This window comes from Rhodococcus (subgen. Prescottella) equi, from assembly GCF_003013675.1.
Classification (GTDB): domain Bacteria; phylum Actinomycetota; class Actinomycetes; order Mycobacteriales; family Mycobacteriaceae; genus Prescottella; species Prescottella equi.
Map to the genome: position 1 here is coordinate 134,329 of NZ_CP027793.1, position 16,661 is coordinate 150,989.

At 66.9% G+C, this 16,661-nt stretch carries 17 protein-coding genes; 7 read left to right on the forward strand and 10 right to left on the reverse strand.

Annotation, left to right across the window (positions count from 1 at the left end; all coding sequences use genetic code 11):
• Positions 1-12 precede the first annotated feature (12 nt).
• The 4 genes from C7H75_RS00630 to C7H75_RS00645 form a co-directional block, all read right to left on the reverse strand.
• Complete coding sequence (locus C7H75_RS00630; RefSeq protein ID WP_013414469.1) at positions 13-783, reverse strand: TetR/AcrR family transcriptional regulator; 771 nt, start codon at positions 781-783, stop codon at positions 13-15.
• Between the two features lie 104 nt (positions 784-887).
• Positions 888-1,769, reverse strand: coding sequence for a VOC family protein (locus tag C7H75_RS00635; RefSeq protein WP_106850814.1), 882 nt, complete (start codon positions 1,767-1,769; stop codon positions 888-890).
• A gap of 15 nt (positions 1,770-1,784) precedes the next feature.
• Positions 1,785-2,948, reverse strand: coding sequence for an acyl-CoA dehydrogenase family protein (locus C7H75_RS00640; RefSeq protein ID WP_013414470.1), 1,164 nt, complete (start codon positions 2,946-2,948; stop codon positions 1,785-1,787).
• 35 nt (positions 2,949-2,983) lie between these two features.
• On the reverse strand, positions 2,984-3,820 hold the full coding sequence (locus tag C7H75_RS00645) for an alpha/beta fold hydrolase (RefSeq protein ID WP_005516405.1): 837 nt from the start codon (positions 3,818-3,820) through the stop codon (positions 2,984-2,986).
• Positions 3,821-4,073: 253 nt separating this feature from the next.
• Here C7H75_RS00645 and C7H75_RS00650 point away from each other — a divergent pair, with 253 nt between their 5' ends.
• Both C7H75_RS00650 and nrdF read left to right on the forward strand, forming a co-directional pair.
• A complete protein-coding gene (locus C7H75_RS00650) occupies positions 4,074-4,712 on the forward strand; it encodes a superoxide dismutase (protein WP_013414471.1) in 639 nt (212 codons plus the stop codon).
• Positions 4,705-5,673: a class 1b ribonucleoside-diphosphate reductase subunit beta gene (nrdF, locus tag C7H75_RS00655; RefSeq protein ID WP_069855318.1), complete on the forward strand. Its 969-nt coding sequence runs from the start codon at positions 4,705-4,707 to the stop codon at positions 5,671-5,673. Before C7H75_RS00650 ends, nrdF begins: the two co-directional genes overlap by 8 nt.
• A gap of 4 nt (positions 5,674-5,677) precedes the next feature.
• On the opposite strand, the gene C7H75_RS00660 is transcribed toward nrdF, so the two are convergent.
• The 4 genes from C7H75_RS00660 to C7H75_RS00675 all read right to left on the reverse strand — a co-directional run bounded on the left by C7H75_RS00660 (position 5,678) and on the right by C7H75_RS00675 (position 8,701).
• Positions 5,678-6,163 carry a heme-binding beta-barrel domain-containing protein gene (locus tag C7H75_RS00660; RefSeq protein ID WP_106850816.1) on the reverse strand — a complete coding sequence of 162 codons (486 nt, stop codon included), beginning with the start codon at positions 6,161-6,163 and terminating at the stop codon, positions 5,678-5,680.
• A gap of 9 nt (positions 6,164-6,172) precedes the next feature.
• Positions 6,173-6,880, reverse strand: coding sequence for a TMEM165/GDT1 family protein (locus C7H75_RS00665; RefSeq protein ID WP_005516399.1), 708 nt, complete (start codon positions 6,878-6,880; stop codon positions 6,173-6,175).
• A 270-nt stretch (positions 6,881-7,150) separates the two neighbouring features.
• Complete coding sequence (locus C7H75_RS00670) at positions 7,151-7,678, reverse strand: hypothetical protein (protein ID WP_041674502.1); 528 nt, start codon at positions 7,676-7,678, stop codon at positions 7,151-7,153.
• Between the two features lie 162 nt (positions 7,679-7,840).
• Positions 7,841-8,701, reverse strand: a complete 861-nt coding sequence (locus C7H75_RS00675) for an SMP-30/gluconolactonase/LRE family protein (RefSeq protein WP_106850817.1) — start codon at positions 8,699-8,701, stop codon at positions 7,841-7,843.
• A 125-nt stretch (positions 8,702-8,826) separates the two neighbouring features.
• Between C7H75_RS00675 and C7H75_RS00680 the strand changes: the two genes are divergently transcribed.
• Genes C7H75_RS00680 through C7H75_RS00690 form a run of 3 tightly spaced genes read left to right on the forward strand, consistent with a single transcriptional unit; the run spans position 8,827 to position 12,022 of the window.
• Complete coding sequence (locus C7H75_RS00680) at positions 8,827-9,687, forward strand: polyphosphate polymerase domain-containing protein (protein ID WP_013414476.1); 861 nt, start codon at positions 8,827-8,829, stop codon at positions 9,685-9,687.
• Complete coding sequence (locus C7H75_RS00685; protein WP_005516395.1) at positions 9,687-10,364, forward strand: DUF4956 domain-containing protein; 678 nt, start codon at positions 9,687-9,689, stop codon at positions 10,362-10,364. Before C7H75_RS00680 ends, C7H75_RS00685 begins: the two co-directional genes overlap by 1 nt.
• Positions 10,364-12,022: a CotH kinase family protein gene (locus C7H75_RS00690; protein WP_106850818.1), complete on the forward strand. Its 1,659-nt coding sequence runs from the start codon at positions 10,364-10,366 to the stop codon at positions 12,020-12,022. Before C7H75_RS00685 ends, C7H75_RS00690 begins: the two co-directional genes overlap by 1 nt.
• A 193-nt stretch (positions 12,023-12,215) precedes the next feature.
• On the opposite strand, the gene C7H75_RS00695 is transcribed toward C7H75_RS00690, so the two are convergent.
• Entirely contained in the window at positions 12,216-12,845 is a 630-nt protein-coding gene (locus C7H75_RS00695) for a superoxide dismutase (RefSeq protein WP_013414479.1), read from the reverse strand.
• A gap of 227 nt (positions 12,846-13,072) precedes the next feature.
• On the opposite strand from C7H75_RS00695, the gene C7H75_RS00705 reads away from it, so the two are divergent.
• Positions 13,073-14,272: an acyltransferase family protein gene (locus tag C7H75_RS00705; RefSeq protein WP_394342291.1), complete on the forward strand. Its 1,200-nt coding sequence runs from the start codon at positions 13,073-13,075 to the stop codon at positions 14,270-14,272.
• Positions 14,273-14,281: 9 nt separating this feature from the next.
• A complete protein-coding gene (gene msrA / locus C7H75_RS00710) occupies positions 14,282-14,950 on the forward strand; it encodes a peptide-methionine (S)-S-oxide reductase MsrA (protein ID WP_041673737.1) in 669 nt (222 codons plus the stop codon).
• 66 nt (positions 14,951-15,016) lie between these two features.
• Here the strand turns inward: msrA and C7H75_RS00715 are convergent, their stop codons facing one another.
• Positions 15,017-16,522: an MFS transporter gene (locus tag C7H75_RS00715; protein ID WP_005516387.1), complete on the reverse strand. Its 1,506-nt coding sequence runs from the start codon at positions 16,520-16,522 to the stop codon at positions 15,017-15,019.
• Positions 16,523-16,661 lie beyond the last annotated feature (139 nt).

Here is a 16,661-nt window from a genome sequence, read left to right on the forward strand (position 1 = left end):
GTCGCGAAAGGGTCAGGGTGCGTCGGAGCGATCGGCGATGGCCGCGCGGATCGCGCGCATCTCGGTGCGCAGCGAGTCCAGTTCGGACCGGATGTCCTGGACGTCGTCCCCTGCCTTCTCGGACGGCGTCGGATCCGAGGCGACGGACCGTTCGGGAACTCGCTTCCGCTTGGGCGGGGGCGGCGGGGCCGCCGCCCCCGACGGCGGCGGGACGAAGCCGTTGAGGAACACCGTCGTGAGCGTCTCGGTGAGCGTGTCGATGTCCTGGCCGAGCGTCTTGCGGTGCCAGCGCACCGACATGAACACGCACTCGCGCATCATTCGCTGGAACTCGAAGATGTCTATACCCGAATTGAATTCGCCGTCCCGGACGCCGTCCTCGACCACGCTGTACCACGCATCGTGCGACGCCTGGACCGCGTCGGCGATCTCCGGGTAGCCGGGCAGGGACCCGAGGTTCGCGAAGTCGTTCTGGTAGATCTCCGTCGCGTACGGGTGCATGTCGGCGATCTCGAGCGAGGCGCGGACGATGCCGACGAGACGGGCCCGCGCGCTCTCCGGTCGGGCGACGACCGCGCGGTACCGCTCCACGAGGTCCGTCAGAAAGCTGACCAGGATCTCCGAGACGATCGCGTCCTTGGACTTGAAGTAGTGGTACAGCGTGCCCGAGTTCAGGCCCACGGCCTCACCGATCTCCCGGATCGTCGTGGCCGCGATGCCGCGGTCGGAGAACAACCGCGCCGATTCTGTCAGGATGACTTCGCGTCGACCCGCTGACGCCACACGTACTCCTCATTGTCCAGGTATTCGGTTCGACCGAGTATCACCGAAGGCTAGCAGCGGCGAACTGGACGATTGATCGACGAAGCGCTTGCTCGGTGGCTGCCTCAGAGCGGGAGCCCCTTCGCACTGGCCGGTGCGGGCGTGTACTTGTGCCCCCACACCGCTCCCTCGGTGATCCGATAGGTCGGTGCCGGGCCCTCGATCTGCTCGCCACCCCAGCCGATCTCGGTGGCATGACCGTCGGGGGAGTAGACGTAGAACGACAGCATGCGGTCGTTGGTGTGCTTGCCCAGCGACTGCATCATGGGGATGCCGAGCCCGTCGACGCGGTCGAGTGCCTTGCCGACGTCGTCGATGTCCGCCGTCTCCACCATGAGGTGCAGCAGGGCCGGCCCCTGGGCCGGATTGAGTCCGAGCGTGTGCTGGCGCGCGTTGCAGCCCAGGAAGTAACTGGTTCCCCCGGGGAGCTCGAGCGAGTTGCGCTCGGCGAATCCCAGTACGTCCACGTAGAACTCGTACGCCTTCTCGGTGTCCACCACGTTCAGGATGACGTGGCCCATGCCCTGATCGCCGGTGACGAAGCCGGACACGTGCGGGAGTTCGACCGGACGATGACTGAGCACCGGTCCGTAGAACAACTCCACCCGGTTGCCCGAGGGGTCGTCGAACCCGGCGAACCCCGAGACCTGCCGCAGCGCGCACTCCTCCGCGGTGCCGGCCCGGGTCTCGATCCCGGCCGCCTCGACGCGGGCCACCAGTTCCCGCAGATCGCCACGGTCGAGGACTTCGAATCCGACCGCCTCCAGACCGGGCGTCGCGGACTCGGTGACCACCAGCCGTGGCGGGTAGTCGTCCATGCGGTAGTGCTGCGAGCCCGGCAGCGGGCCGTCCACGGGCATCATGCCCAGGAAGTCGGCCGCAAAGGGCTTCCATCGCGCCGCCGATTCGACGTTCAGGCGCAGGTATCCCAGCGAGAGAACAGGCATTGCGTACTCCTCGGATCAGTAGAGGGTGCCGGGGTTTCCGGTGAGCAGGTATTCGCCGTACTCGTGATCGGACCGGTCGGGCAGATTGACGGCGTGGTGCTGACCGGCGTGGACGTCGCGCCACACCGCCTGCAGCGCGCTCGCCGTGGAGATCGAGCGGGGGCCACCGACCTGGTAGGCCTTGTCGGCGGCCGAGACAGCAAGCCGGACAGCGGCGATGTGGTCCCGTCTGGTGTGCTGACGGACCTCCATCGGCACCTGGTCGCCGCGTTCGACGGCGGCGTAGGCGTCGGCGAGGTTCGCCTGCAGGATCCGGTACGCGGTGTCGACCTCGAAGTCGGCCTCGGCGAGGCGGGTGAGGGAGGCCGGGTGGGGGAGCTTCGACGCGTCGACGGCCAAGCGGGACTGGTGGATTCCCACGGCCTCGTCGAGCACCCGACGCGACATACCCACCAGTGGCATCACGACGGCGTTGACGAACAGCGTGTACCACGGGATCCGGAACAGGCCCGCGGTGTTCACCTCGTTGCCGGGGTAGCGCTGGGCGTACAGGTCCGCGACGTCGAGTACACGATGGTCGGGCACGAAGGCCCCGTCGACCACGATGTCGTTGCTGCCGGTGCCCGCGAGCCCGGACGTGAACCAGACGTCGTCGATCGTGTAGTCGGCGCGGGGGAGCAGCAGGTGCACCTGCTGTCCGGTGCGGCGCCCGTCCGCGTCGGTGACCATCGCACCGACGAACACCCAGTCACAGTGATTGCTGCCCGACGAGAAACCCCAGCGCCCGGTCAGTTCGTAACCGCCGGGCACGATCCGGGCGGTGCCGGCTGGGCTGTACGACGAACTGATCCACGTGTCGGGGTTCTCGCCCCACACGTCGTGCTGCGCCCGATCCGGGTACAGACCCAGGTGCCACGAGTGGACGCCTACGACGCCGGTCACCCAGCCCGCCGAACTCGACAGCCGGGCGATCTCGTACATCGCGGCGTTGAATACGCCGGGGTCGGCCTCGAAACCGCCGTAGCGCCTGGGCTGCAGGAGCCGCATGACACCCGCGTCGCGGAGGATCTTGGCGGAGTCGTCGGCGAGCTTGCGCTGCTCGACGCACTCGGATTCCAGGTCGCGCATCCGGTCGCCGGCGGCGCGGACAGAATCGATGGCTTCGTGCTGAAACTGCATGGTGAGGAGCACCTTTCGTCAGCGTGGAGCGGGGACTAGCGGGTCAGGAATTCCGTGACGAGGGACTCGAAGTCGTGCTTGCGCTCGACCTGTGCCCAGTGCCCGCACTCGCCGAGGATGTGCAGGTCCGCCTTGGGCATCCGGCGCAACGCGAACAGGGCCCCGTCCGGTGGCAGCATGCGGTCGTCGCGGCCCCAGGTGACGAGCGTCTTGTGCGGGATCTCGTCGGTGCGCGCCCACAGCGGCGCCTTGCCGGGCAGCCCGAGCGACGCCATCACCGCGCGCATGCGCTCGATCGCCCGCGGTGCGGTGGCGTTGGCCCAGCGCTCGTCGAGAAGCTGCGGGGTGATGGTGGCCGGGTCGTAGACCATCGAGTCGACCCACGCCTCGAGGGCTTCGCGCGTGGGATCCACCAGGAAGGCGTTGAGGCGCCGCGCCCCCTCGCTCATCATCGGACCGAGCAGCGGCGCGTACAGGCCGCCGGGGCCCATCAGAGCCATCCGGTCCACCCGGTCCGGGGCCAGTGCGGCGGTCTCGAGTGCAACCCAGCCGCCCATCGAATTGCCCAGCAGGTGCGCCTTCTCGATGCCGAGATCGTCGAGCAGTGTGACGATGGTTTCGGCGGCGACCTCGGGGTACGGCCGGTCGTACTCCATGTCGGGGCTCGCGCCGAACCCCGGCATGTCGACGACGATGGTGCGGAAGTCGCGCGCGAAGACCGGCAGGTTCTTCGAGAAGTTCGACCAGCCGGACACGCCCGGACCGGAACCGTGCAGCAGCACGAGCGGGTGCCCCTCGCCCGCCTCGTGGAAGTGCAGCTTGTCGGTCGCGGAAGGGCCGCGGGTGGTGTCGGCGTAGTCGAGCGTGTCCATTCTGGTCCCATCCTCCGTGCGGTTTCGTTGGCGAAGAGCAAGAAGCCTTGAGCGCGAACCGATCTCGGTAACAGTTCGAATTCCGATACTGGATCGTGAGCCTACGGTCACTCCCGAGTTCAATCAAGCGATTGAGTGATTCTGGTGACCGCATGTTCCACCAGGCAGGAAGTTCGTTGAATAGAACTGAAATGTTCGTCTGACCGAACTCGAGCTAGTCTGACGGCAATTCATCGACGAAAGGTGACCAGAGATGCCCGATTACGTTCTTCCCGACCTGGCCTACGACTACGGGGCGCTCGCACCCGCGATCTCCGGCGAGGTGATGGAGTTGCATCACGGCGCACACCACGCTGCATACGTGAGGGGCGCGAACACCGCAGTGGAACAACTCCAGGAGGCACGCGCGTGTGGCGACCACTCGGCGCTCGCGGGACTCGAGCGTGCCCTCGCCTTCAACCTGTCCGGCCACGCGCTGCACTCGATCTTCTGGCGCAATCTGTCGCCGACGGGTGGCGACCGGCCCGACGGCGAACTGGCGGCCGCGATCGACGAGTTCTTCGGGAGCTTCGAGGGTTTTCGTGCAGAGATGTCTGCGGCGACGGCCACGGTGCAGGGATCGGGCTGGGGCGTGCTGGCCTGGGATCCGGTGGGCGCCCGACTCGTGGTGCACCAGTTGCACGACCACCACACGAACTTCGCGATCACCAGCACACCGCTGCTCGTCTTCGACGCGTGGGAGCACGCCTTCTACCTGCAGTACCGGAACGTGAAGGCCGACTACATCGATCGGCTGTGGTCGCTCGTCGACTGGTCGGATGTGGGACGCAGGTTCGAGGCGGCGCGCGCCGGACGCGCGTTCGACCTACGGGAGGCGATCGGCGGTGAGTGACCGCCTGGTCGATCGGGTTCACGCGATCAACTGGAACCGGGTGCCCGACCCCAAGGACGCCGAGGTGTGGGACCGACTCACCGGCAATTTCTGGCTGCCCGAGAAGATTCCGCTGTCCAACGACCTGGCCTCGTGGGCGACGCTGACCGACACCGAGCGAGAGATGACCATCCGGGTGTTCACCGGGTTGACGTTGCTCGACACCGCGCAGGCCACCGTCGGAGCCGTCGCGATGATCGCCGATGCCGTCACCCCACACGAGGAGGCCGTCCTGACGAACATGGCCTTCATGGAGTCGGTGCACGCCAAGAGCTACAGCTCGATCTTCTCGACGCTGTGCTCCACTCGACAGATCGATGCGGCGTTCGAGTGGTCGGAGCGCAACCCGCACCTGCAGCGCAAGGCGCAGATCGTCGTCGACTACTACCGCGGCGACGACGCCCTCGCCCGCAAGGCGGCGTCGGTGATGCTCGAATCGTTCCTGTTCTACAGCGGCTTCTACCTGCCGATGTACTGGGCAAGCCACGGCGAACTCACCAACACCGCCGACCTGATCCGGTTGATCATCCGCGACGAGGCAGTACACGGGTACTACATCGGATACAAGTGCCGCAAAGCGCTCGAACGGCTCGACGCGAGCGCGCGCGACGCGCATCGGCGCTACACCTACGACTTGTTGGAGACGCTCTATGCCAACGAGGTCGCGTACGCCGCCGATCTGTACGACGAGGTGGGATGGACGGCAGAGGTGCTGTCCTACATGCGGTTCAACGCGAACAAGGCGCTCGCCAATCTCGGATACGAGCCCATGTTCCCAGTGTCCGAGTGCCAGGTGAATCCGGCGATCCTGTCGGCCCTCGATCCCGGGGCCGGAGAGAACCACGACTTCTTCTCCGGCTCCGGCAGCGCATACGTCATCGGGAAGCAGAAACCCACCGAGGACGTGGACTGGAACTTCTGAATCCTCAGTCCGCCCGGCGCAGTTCCGCGCGCAGGTGATGAGTCATCGGCACCGCGTCGAATGTCATCCACATGTCGTACGCGAGCACCGTCCCGCCCTCGAGAAGCTCGAAGCGGCGCCGGATCTCGTGGACCGGCTTGGCGTCCGGGGAGGCGTCGAGCGCGTGCGAGACGAAGTCGAGAACCCCGTCGGACAGGGTGGCACGGTGGATCTCCACGAAACCGGTGGGCTGCGCCACCAGGAGTTCGACGCCATCGCCGGCCCGCCGCAGGTAGCCGGTCTCGGTGTGCATCGGCATGCCGCCGCCGGGCTTGCGGGTGCGGGACCGGTAGAACAGGAACGGCTTGCCGCTCGGCGCGAGTTCGATCTCCTCGTCGTACGCGAAGTCGTCGATCGTGGGGTAGTGGCCGGAACCGCCCCCCACCCAGCGTCCGGCGAACGCGGTGAGATCACCGAGGGGCGCGAGCAGTTCGGGCTGCGTCTGATCCATGCCGTCAGTCTAGGAAGTGCGCGACCGGTCGGGCTGATCGGCGGACTCTTCGAGTGCGGGACGGCCCTTGGTCAGGCGTCGAACGCCGGCGCCCACAGCGGCGACCGCCACCACCGCACCGGCGGTGATCGGGCCGGCCGGGCTCTCGGGGAAGAGTCCCTCGAGGACGAGCCACGCGCCGAAGGCGAAGAACAGGACCGCCGCGCCGATCCGGACGACCGCCTCGGGCAGGTGCTTGCCGAGAACCGCGCCGACGACGATCGCGAGGGCGTCGGCCGCCACCATGCCGACTGTGGAGCCGATCCAGACGCCCACCCAGTCGTTGTCGGCTGCGAGCGTGACGGTGGCCAGCATCGTCTTGTCGCCGAGTTCGGCGAGGAAGAACGCCGACGCGACCGCCAGGAAGGCCGAGCCGGTGACCTTGCCGGCCTTGCTCTCCTCGTCGTCGGAGAGGCTGTCGCCGCGCAGGGTCCACAGACCGAAGATCACGAACGCGATGCCGCCGACGATCGAGATCGCCGTGGTGGGCAGTGCCGCCCCGAGGAAGTGGCCGACGCCGACCGAGACCAGGTGCACGACGGTGGTGGCGACGGTGATGCCCGCGATCACCACCCACCAGCGGTAACGCAGGGCGAATGTCATTGCCATGAGCTGGGACTTGTCGCCCAGTTCCGCTACGAAGATGACGCCGAAACTCAGCAGCATCGCGGCCAGCATGTGGAACCTCCTCCGGACTTCTCGTTCTCGGAGGATGTCGGGAAACCTTCCTCCGGCCCCGAACGCGGCGCGCTCGCGGGCCGAAGGTCTCGCCCACCGGTACGGAGACCGGTCCGCTGAGCCGGGCGGGCACTTGGTCGTGCCGGCCAGTATGTCGACCCAGCGATTGGGGGCTACTCCCCTTCGCTGACGCAACGATAACCGTGGATTGGTGAAAGTGCAAAGGCTGCAATAAGTTTGGAATACCGAACTTTTCTCTTTCGGTGCCGGTCACGCCGCGAGCAGCATTGCCAGAACTGCGGTGTCGGGATCGCTGATCGGGTCGATTCCCACGCGCGAAATCATCGATGTGACAGTGCCGTCCGCCTCCGCCTCGACCCATGCGGCGCGATGCTCGAGCCCGAGATGCGGCAGTCCCGGCAGCAACAGGCAACCCGACGCGGCGCCCGTGCACTCCGGCAGCGACGGGACCGTCTCGGCCGGCGGATGCAACATCATCAGGGCCGGGGGCTGGTGTTCAACGAAGCGACCCGGCGACACCGCGGAGTCGCCGAGGACGGGACCCTCCGCGATGATCAAACCGACCGTTCCCGGTGCCGGATCGTCCGGGACCTCTTCCCGGGCTCCGAACACGGTGGACGTGGGCAACAGTCCCGGCAGCGACGCGATCCGCACCGCGAGTGCCAGCAACTGCGCCCACTCCCGCGTGGTGTCCGGCCAACGTCCGGAGATGACGAAGCCGCGCAGGTCTCCCGAGGCGTGGAACGGCGCGATTCCGACGAAGTCGTTCTCGTTCATCTCGGCCTCGATTCTTCCCGCGCGGTACCCGTCGACGACGGGAGCGCCGGGCGAACCCGATGTCGGGCCCGCCCGGCGCGCGTCGTTCACACCTCGTTGGGTACTACGAGCATGCGCCGCGGTAGTGCTGGCACACAAGGGGTCTCGAGTGCCAGCCCGGCGTCAGAGGCCCGCGCCGGGCACCGCGACCCGCATGCGCCGGATCGCGCCGCCGCCGAGCCGCAGGGCCTCCTCGGGGACCCAGGTGTCTGCGGTGCAGACGAACAGATCGCGGCCGTCGGCGCCGCCGAGCGCCACCGCGTACGGGTGCGGCACGGAGACACGATCGAGAATCGCGCCGTCCGCGCCGACGCGGATGACCTCTTCGCTGAACGGCGACGCCACCCAGACGGCCCCCTCGGCATCGAGCGCGATCCCGTCGGGCATGACCCGGGGATCGTCGAACTCGACGAGTGCGCGGCGGTTCACCAGGCTGCCGTCGGCCTCGATCGTGAACGCGGACAGGCGTGCCGGTGTCGCGCGGGTCTCGGCAACGATGAGTGTCGAGCCGTCCGGGGTGATCGCCATGCCGTTCGCGAACATCATCTCCGTCGCCACGATGTGCGCGGTACCGTCGGCCTCGACCATCGCCAGGTCGGCCGGGAACGGCGGTTCCGGGGGTGCGCTGGCATCGCCGTAGTTACCGATGTACGTCCGGCCGTGCCGGTCCACCGTCATGTCGTTGAGGTGCCAGGTGGCGATGCCGCTCAGGTTCGCGTGCGGCCGGAGCGTGCCGTCGGAACCGAGACGATAGATCCTGCGTTGCTCCACCGACGCGACCAGGAGATCGCCGTCGGGCAGAAACCCCAGGCCTGCGGGCTGACCCGGCACCTCGACGACATGCTCGACGTCCCCGGTGGTGGGATCCAGCCGCAGGACCACACCGCGGTAGATGTCGGAGAACCACAGGCGGCCGTCCCGCCACCGAGGGCATTCGGGGAACGCCAGACCGGTGGCGAGGGTGTCGAGTGTGAGGTCCGTCATAGTGGCCAGACTACGTACTGAACGCTTGCTCGGCGAGACGGAGCAACCTCCCAGGTTCACCGCAGGTCCACTCGAGGTTCACCCGATGAACTGGTGCCGCCCCCGAGAGAAAGGCTGCACCGACCATGTCATCACCCGGTTCGCGCGGACTCGCCGCGCCCTCCGGCTACCTGCAGACCGCCAGCTCACTGCACGCGTTCAACCGCTACGAGATCAAGTATCTGGCGGAGGAACGCGACGTGCCGCGGTTGCGGGAGGCGCTCGCCGCCCATATGGCGGCCGACGAGTTCAGCCCCGTGGGCGGGTATCCCGTCACGAGCCTCTACTACGACACCCGGAACCTGCGGTTCTACTGGGAGAAGATCGAGGGGCTCCGCTTCCGGCGCAAGCTGCGTGTCCGGCTCTACGGCCGGCCGTCCGAGGCGACCGACGCGACGCCGGTGTACGTCGAGATCAAACAGCGGGTCAACCGCGTGACGCAGAAGCGCAGAATCCAACTGCCGTACGCGCAGGCACGACAACTGTGCGACGAGCGTCGGTCGATCGAGCACGACGACCGGCAGCGGGCCTTCGTCGGCGAGGTGTCGACTCTCCTCGGCAATCTCGACCTGGTGCCGACCGTCACCACCGGATACCTGCGCGAAGCCTTCGTCGGCACCGAGGCGGACCTGGGCCTGCGCGTGACGATCGACCACCGGGTACACGGCCGCGACCGGGACTTCCACTTCGCGTCGACGTCCGAGAACCGCTTCATCATTCCGCCGCACCTGTGCATCGTCGAGATCAAGGCCAACGAGCGTGTGCCGTACTGGGTCACCGACCTCACGGCACGACTGGACATGTCGGTGGTGCGCGTCTCCAAGTACTGCCAGAGCGTGGAGGCCTTCGGCCTGGCGCCACGGTCGCGCCTGCACGGACTCCCCGAAAACCTCACCACCGCACCGGCCGACGTGTTCGACACTCGGTTCGCCCCGACAGGAGCATGATGAACTTCGACCTCCAAGACCTCAGCGGTACGTTCTCCACGTTCGACATCATCGTGTCGTTGTCGTTGGCGTTCGTGCTCTCCGCGATCATCGGCTGGGTCTACCGGCTGACCCACAAGAACGTCTCCTACAGTCAGTCCTACGTGCAGACCCTCGTGCTCGTGGGCATGGTCATCAGCCTCATCATGCTGGTGGTCGGTTCCAACATCGCGCGAGCCTTCGCGCTCGTCGGTGCGCTCTCCGTGGTGCGATTCCGCAACGCCATCAAGGAAACTCGTGACGTCGGGTTCATCTTCCTGGTAATGGCGATCGGCATGACCACGGGTACACGGTTCTACGTCCTCGCGATCGCCGCGACCGTCGCGATCTGCCTCGTGCTGGTGCTGATGAGCCGGTTCAACTGGTTCAAGCTCGACGTCCAGCGTCAGGTCGTCAAGGTGCAGGTGCCGCCGGAGCCCGGCTACACCGCGGTGGTCGAGGACATCCTGGTCCAGTTCACCAAGGAGTTCGAACTCGTCAGCACCGAATCCGTTCGCGCCGGCGCGCTCACCGAGCTGTACTACACCGCGCAGCTGAAGCCCGGGAAGAAGCCGGCCGAGTTGATCGCCGCGCTCAGCGAGGTCAACACCGGTCAACGCGTGACGGTCCTGACCGGGTACGACCAGACCGATATCTGATGACGACCGATAACGGTTCCGGGGGCCCGCCGCGGCGACTGCGGCACCGCATTCCGGTGTCGCTTCGGCAGCACTGGCCGCTCGTCGCCGTGTTCTGTGCGTTCGTCCTCGTCGCCGCAACGGTATTCGGGTCGACGCGCGTGCGTCCCTACATCACCGGCAACGCGAGCGTCATCGCATCGGACATCACCGAGAACATCGCAGGAACCGTCGACTTCTTCGATGCCGAGCAGGACCACACGGTGAATCTCGATTTCTCGCAATCGGATTACGACCGGATGATCGCGGCCTACCAGGACGAGGGCGAGAAGGAGTGGATCACCGCCGACGTCACCGTCGACGGCACGCTGATCACCGACGTCGGGGTGCGGCTGAAGGGCAACTCCACGCTGATGGGGCTGCGCGGCGGGACGGAGGGACCCGGTGGCATGCAGATGCCGGAACTGCCCGAGGGGATGGAGCTTCCGGAAGGAATGGAACTTCCGGACGGAATGGGACTTCCCGAGGGGATGGAGATCCCGGAGGGGTTCGCCCCACCGGGCGGTGGCGGCCCGGGCGGCATGGTGTCGTTGTCCGTGGACGACCCGACCTCGCTGCCGTTGCTGATCCGGTTCGACAAGTTCGTCGAGGGCCGGGCGTACCAGGGGATGACCGAACTGTCGGTGCGTCCCGGATCGCCGGTGCTGAACGAGGCCACCGCGCTGTCGCTCACGGCGGAGTCCGGGCAGGCGACGCAACGCTACAGCTACGCGACCTACTCGGTGAACGGCGGTGCGACGCAGACACGTCTGCTGCTCGAGCATCCCGACGACGGCTACGCCAACTCACTGTTCGACGACCCCGGCGTGCTCTACAAGGCCGACGCCAACTCGTCGTTCACGTATCAGGGCGACGACCAGACGACGTACGCCGACCAGTTCACGCAGGTGAACGGTCAAGGCTCCCAGGACCTGCAACCGATCATCAGCTTCCTGAAGTGGATGGACGGCGCGAGTGACGACGAGTTCGCCGCACACCTGTCCGATCACGTCGACGTCGAGTCGTTCGCCCGCTACGTCGCGACGCAGAACCTCCTGGTCAACAGCGACGACATGGCTGGGCCCGGACGCAACTACTACCTCTGGTACGACCTCGGAACGAAGAAGCTCACGGTGGTCTCGTGGGATCTCAACCTCGCGCTGTCGTCGAACTCCACTGCCGGACCCCATGATTCGATCGGCATGGGAGGCATGGGGGGACCCCCCGGTGCCGCGACCACCGAGGTTCCGACCGCAGACACCGCCGGTGAGCCGCAGCAGCGCGGACCGAGGATGGGTGGACAGCGGCAGGAGCAGGGCGCACCGGTTCAGCAGGGAGGTCCGGGTCGGCAGGGGGCGCCGGCGATGGGCGGCGGGGGGATGCGTAGCGGAAATGCCTTGAAGGAGCGGTTCCTCGCGTCCGGCGCGTTCACCGGCATCTACGAGAACGCCTACAGGGAGTTGTACGAGCAGCTGTTCGCGAGCGGCCGGGCGATCGAGATCCTCGACGAGATCGCCGACTCCGTCCCCACCAGCGACTCGCTCACCGCCGACGCCCTGGCCGAGCAGGTCGAGACGCTGCGCACGCGCCTGCAGGCCCGCACCGACGCCCTCGCCGACCACGAGGTCATCGTCGGATGACCCCCTCAGCTCCCGCGTTTTGCGCACTTGTCGCGCTCCCGGACCCCGAAAACGCGCGATAAGTGCGCAAAACGCGGAGGGGGCGAGGCGCGGGGAGGGGAGGGGAGGGGTGGGGCGGGAATGCGCGACGGCGCCGCACCCCCGAGAGGGGAGCGGCGCCGTCGGATGTTCCGGAGCGCTGACGCGCGTCGGATCAGGCGGGGACGATGAGTCCGGTGGTCTGGGTGCGTGCCTTGGTGAAGCGGTCGGCGACGTCGGCCCAGTTGACGATGTTCCAGAAGGCGTTGACGTAGTCGCCCTTGACGTTCTGGTAGTCGAGGTAGAAGGCGTGTTCCCACATGTCGAGCATGAGCAGGGGGGTCAGGCCGATGCTGATGTTGCCCTGCTGGTCGTAGAGCTGGACGATGATCAGGCGCTGGCCGATGGAGTCCCAGGCGAGGATGGACCAGCCGGAGCCCTGGATGGCGTTGGCGTTGGCGGAGAAGTGGCTGCGGAAGGCGTCGAAGCTGCCGAACTGGTCGTCGATGGCGGCTGCGAGTTCGCCTTCGGGCTTGTCGCCGCCTTCGGGGGAAAGGTTGTTCCAGAACACGGAGTGGTTGGTGTGGCCGCCGAGGTGGAAGGCGAGGTTCTTCTCGTGCAGGTTGACCACGGGGGCGAGGGCGTCGGCCTCACGGAGCTCGGCGAGCTTGTCGAGGGCGGTGTTGGCGCCGGCGACGTAGGCGGCGTGGTGCTTGTCGTGGTGGAGCTCCATGATCTTGCCGGAGATGTGGGGCTCGAGAGCGGCGTAGTCGTACGGCAGATCGGGCAGCGTGTAGACAGACACGAGAATCCCTTCTTTGCGGGCGTGGTGCCCTGACGTGTGTATTCGTGAATCGTGCTCGGGGATAACCCAATCTCATTGGTACACCCTGCGCAACCAGACCGCTCAGGTGGGAAGGCCCTCACAAAAAAGTTCGGCCACCCTCAATTTGGTCGATTTCGCGTGTGTCGGACATTACGGTCGGCGCCCGAAATTGGAACGCGAAGTGAACGGAACACTAATATCGAGCGGTGCCTTCCGTGACGCCCGCTTCATCCCCGGGTGTCGAGAGGGCGCCACGTGTCGAACTGACCGGGGCAAATCTCCTGCGCGCCATCGCGGTGCTCGCCGTGATCTATTCGCACATCTCCTTTTATCTGATCGACGACCTCGGTGACGGCTGGTGGTTGATCGACGGCGTCTACGCGGTGTTCGTCGAGGGACTCGGTCTCAATCAACATCTGTCGTTCGTCGGCGTTGCGATCTTCATGGTGTTGACGGGCGCGGTGATCACCAGATCCGCGATCCGGCACGCACCCGGCCGATTTCTGCTCGACCGGATCGGCCGACTGCTCCCCGCGTTCTGGGTCGCGATCGCGGCCGCGATCCTGCTGGTCCGCTTCGGTATCAACGGGATGTTCAGTGGGCAGCAGGGGGTCTCGAACGTCGAAGCCGCGCTCAGTTTCGTGCTCGGCGGCTTCTTCCTCAAACCCGAGGTCGCGGTGCTCGGGGTCACCTGGACGCTGGTCGTGCAGGTGCTGTTCTACGTGTACTGCGTCGCGATGCGCCCCGTGCTGCGGACGCGGCCGGTCGCCGTCCCGCTCGTCGGCGCCGCTGCGTGCGCGCTGGTGCTGCTCTACAACCTCTACGCGCCGCACCCGTACACCGTGCCGATGCTGTCGAAGGTCGCAGCCACGCTGCCGGCCGTCTTCCTCGGGCAGCTGATGTACATGTGGTGGGCGCGGCTGACGACGTGGCGCTGGATCGTCGTCGGCGTCCTCGCGCAGATCGAGGTGGTGCGCCTCGCCACCGACATCCGGGTCTACTGGGCCGGCGACCGCTACCTGTGGACGATCACCGCGGTGACCGTGCTGGTGGTGGCACTCGGACGGTGGCGCGGCAGCCCGACACGCTGGACGGTCGTCCGCTGGACCGCGACCCGCAGCTACGCGATCTACCTCGTGCACACGCTGATCCTGTACCGGGTGTACGAGAACGCCGTCGGTCCACTGGGCCGGACGGGGGCGGTGGTCGCCTTCCTGGTGGTCACGGCTCTGGTGTCGGAGGCCCTGTACCGGTGGGTCGAGGTACCGGCCGCCCGGTGGTTGACCGAGCGCACCAGACGTGGCGCCACCACCTCGACCCAGCCGACCGAGCCGACCGGGCGGACCGAGCCGGCCGGGCCCACGGAGCCCGCTGACGATCCGGTGGCGAACCGCGACCGCGCGTAGCATCGGATTATGTCTTGGTTCGATGACCTCTTCGCCCCTGCCGGTACGAAATCCGTGATGGTCACCCAGGATCAGGCGCTTCCCGGTCGTGACGCCGTGATGCCCGTTCCCGATGCCCACTACGTCAACGGGCACCCGTTGCGGCCGCCGTTCCCCGACGGCATGCAGACCGCCGTCGTCGGCATGGGTTGTTTCTGGGGTGCGGAGAAGGAATTCTGGGAATTGGACGGCGTGTATTCGACCGCCGTCGGTTATGCGGGTGGCTTCACACCGAATCCCACCTACGAGGAGGTGTGCTCGGGCCGTACCGGACACTCCGAGGTGGTGCTGGTCGTGTTCGACCCGGCGAAGATCTCGTACGAGGGCATCCTCAAGCAGTTCTGGGAGAACCACGACCCCACTCAGGGCATGCGTCAGGGCAACGACCGCGGCACCCAGTACCGGTCGGTGATCTACACCGAATCGGACGAACAGGCCGAGACCGCGCGAGCCACGGCGGAAGCGTTCGGCAAGCGGCTCGCGGCCGCCGGCTACGGCGAGATCACCACCGAGATCGCCCCGCTCGACACCTTCTACTACGCCGAGGACTACCACCAGCAGTACCTCGCCAAGAATCCCGGCGGTTACTGCCCCGTCCACGCGACCGGCGTGAGTTGTCCTGTGGGACTGGGAGCCTGAGCCGGGGTTTCCTGATCCGTGGAACCGGCGCCGAGGGAGTCGGCGCCGGTCCCGTGCGGGCGCTGATCAGGCGGCCACGACCGGTTCCCTGGTGGGGACCTCGGCGGCCGTCTGGGCCGCGACCTGCTCGGTGATCTGCTTGCGACGGCGGTGCAGGGTCAGCACGATGACGATCGCGACCAGCGACGACGCGGCCGAGATCAGGTAGGCGACGCTCATACTGCCGTCCGTGTAGAAGCCGTACCCGTCGACCGCGGTGGCGACGTTGGAGTTCAGCACCGCGAACGCGATGACCGGCATGATCGAGGCGATCAGCGTCTGCGACGCCTGGACCATGCTCGACATCGACGCCTGGACCGACGGCGGCACCGAGGCGATGGTGAGGTTCGGGATCGACGCCGTGGTGGCGCCCATACCGAGGCCGAACAGCAGGATGCCGAAGAGGACCTCGACCTTGCCGACGTGCCAGAACGCCGTGAACACGGAGCCGAGCAACAGCAGACCCGCACCGCCCGCAAGGGTGAGGGTGGGGAAGGTCCTGCGCAGGATTCGGCCGACGACGATGCCGGCGATGACGCTGCCCAGGCCCATCGGGATCTGGAGCAGACCGACACCCTTCGCGTCGACACCGAAGCCGTAGCCCAGGCCGAGCACGGACGGCGTCATGCACATGATCGGGACGAGTGTCGCGTACAGGGAGATGGTGCCGTACGCGAATCCTGCGGAGAGGCAGATGCGCAGCATCGGGCCGTGACGGAAGAAGCGCAGATCCACGATCGGGTCGGTGGTACGCAGTGCGATCGGCACCCAGATCGCGATGAGCGCGAGGCCGCCGAGGAGCATCAGCAGCGTGCCGCCGTCGGTCCAACCCCACGACGGGCCGAAGCTGATGCCGGCCAGGATCGTGGCGAGGCCACCGCCGAGCAGGGCGCCACCGAGGTAGTCCAGGCGCGCGTTGTTGCGGACGGGCGACTCGGGGGTGGTCAGCATGACCAGCGGGGCGAGCACCGCGAGGGCGATCAGCAGGAACCAGAACAGCGAGCGGAATCCCCACGCATCGACGAGCAGGCCAGTGATGAACGGCGACGGAATCGTCATCAGTCCCATGCCGCCGGCCGCGATGCTCACCGCGAGCGCAAGGGTCTTGGGCGGAAAGACGTCTCGCATCAGCGAGAAGCCCAGGAACATGCAGGCGATGAGCACGCCGAACAGGCCACGGCCGATCACGAGGACCAGGAAGCTGGGAGCGACCGCGGACATCAGCGCGCCGACGGCGGCAATGGCCATGGCGATCAGGAACACCTTGCGCTTGCCGTGGATGTCGGCGAGCTTGCCGGCCAGCGGGCAGGCCACTGCGGCGGCGAGCAGGTAGGCCGTCGTCACCCAGGCGACCTGATCGGTCTCGAAGTGTTCACCGATGGGCATCATGGCGACCGCGGCCATCGTCGAACTGAGCGAGACGATTTCGAGGACGAGCGCGATCGAGACCAGGGACAGGGCGAGCCGCGGGGTCCAGCCGCTTCCGGATGCGGCGCGCGGGTTGGTGGCCGCGGTGCCGAGAGTTCCTGACATGTAACGCCTTTCTGCAAAATGTGGTCCGAGTCACACGAATGACGTCCCATTACAGATGGCGCGGACGAGATCACAGATAGCCCTCCCGTTCAACGGAACACTTTGTTCCGGGGGGCGGGGAAACGGCGAGGTGCGCACC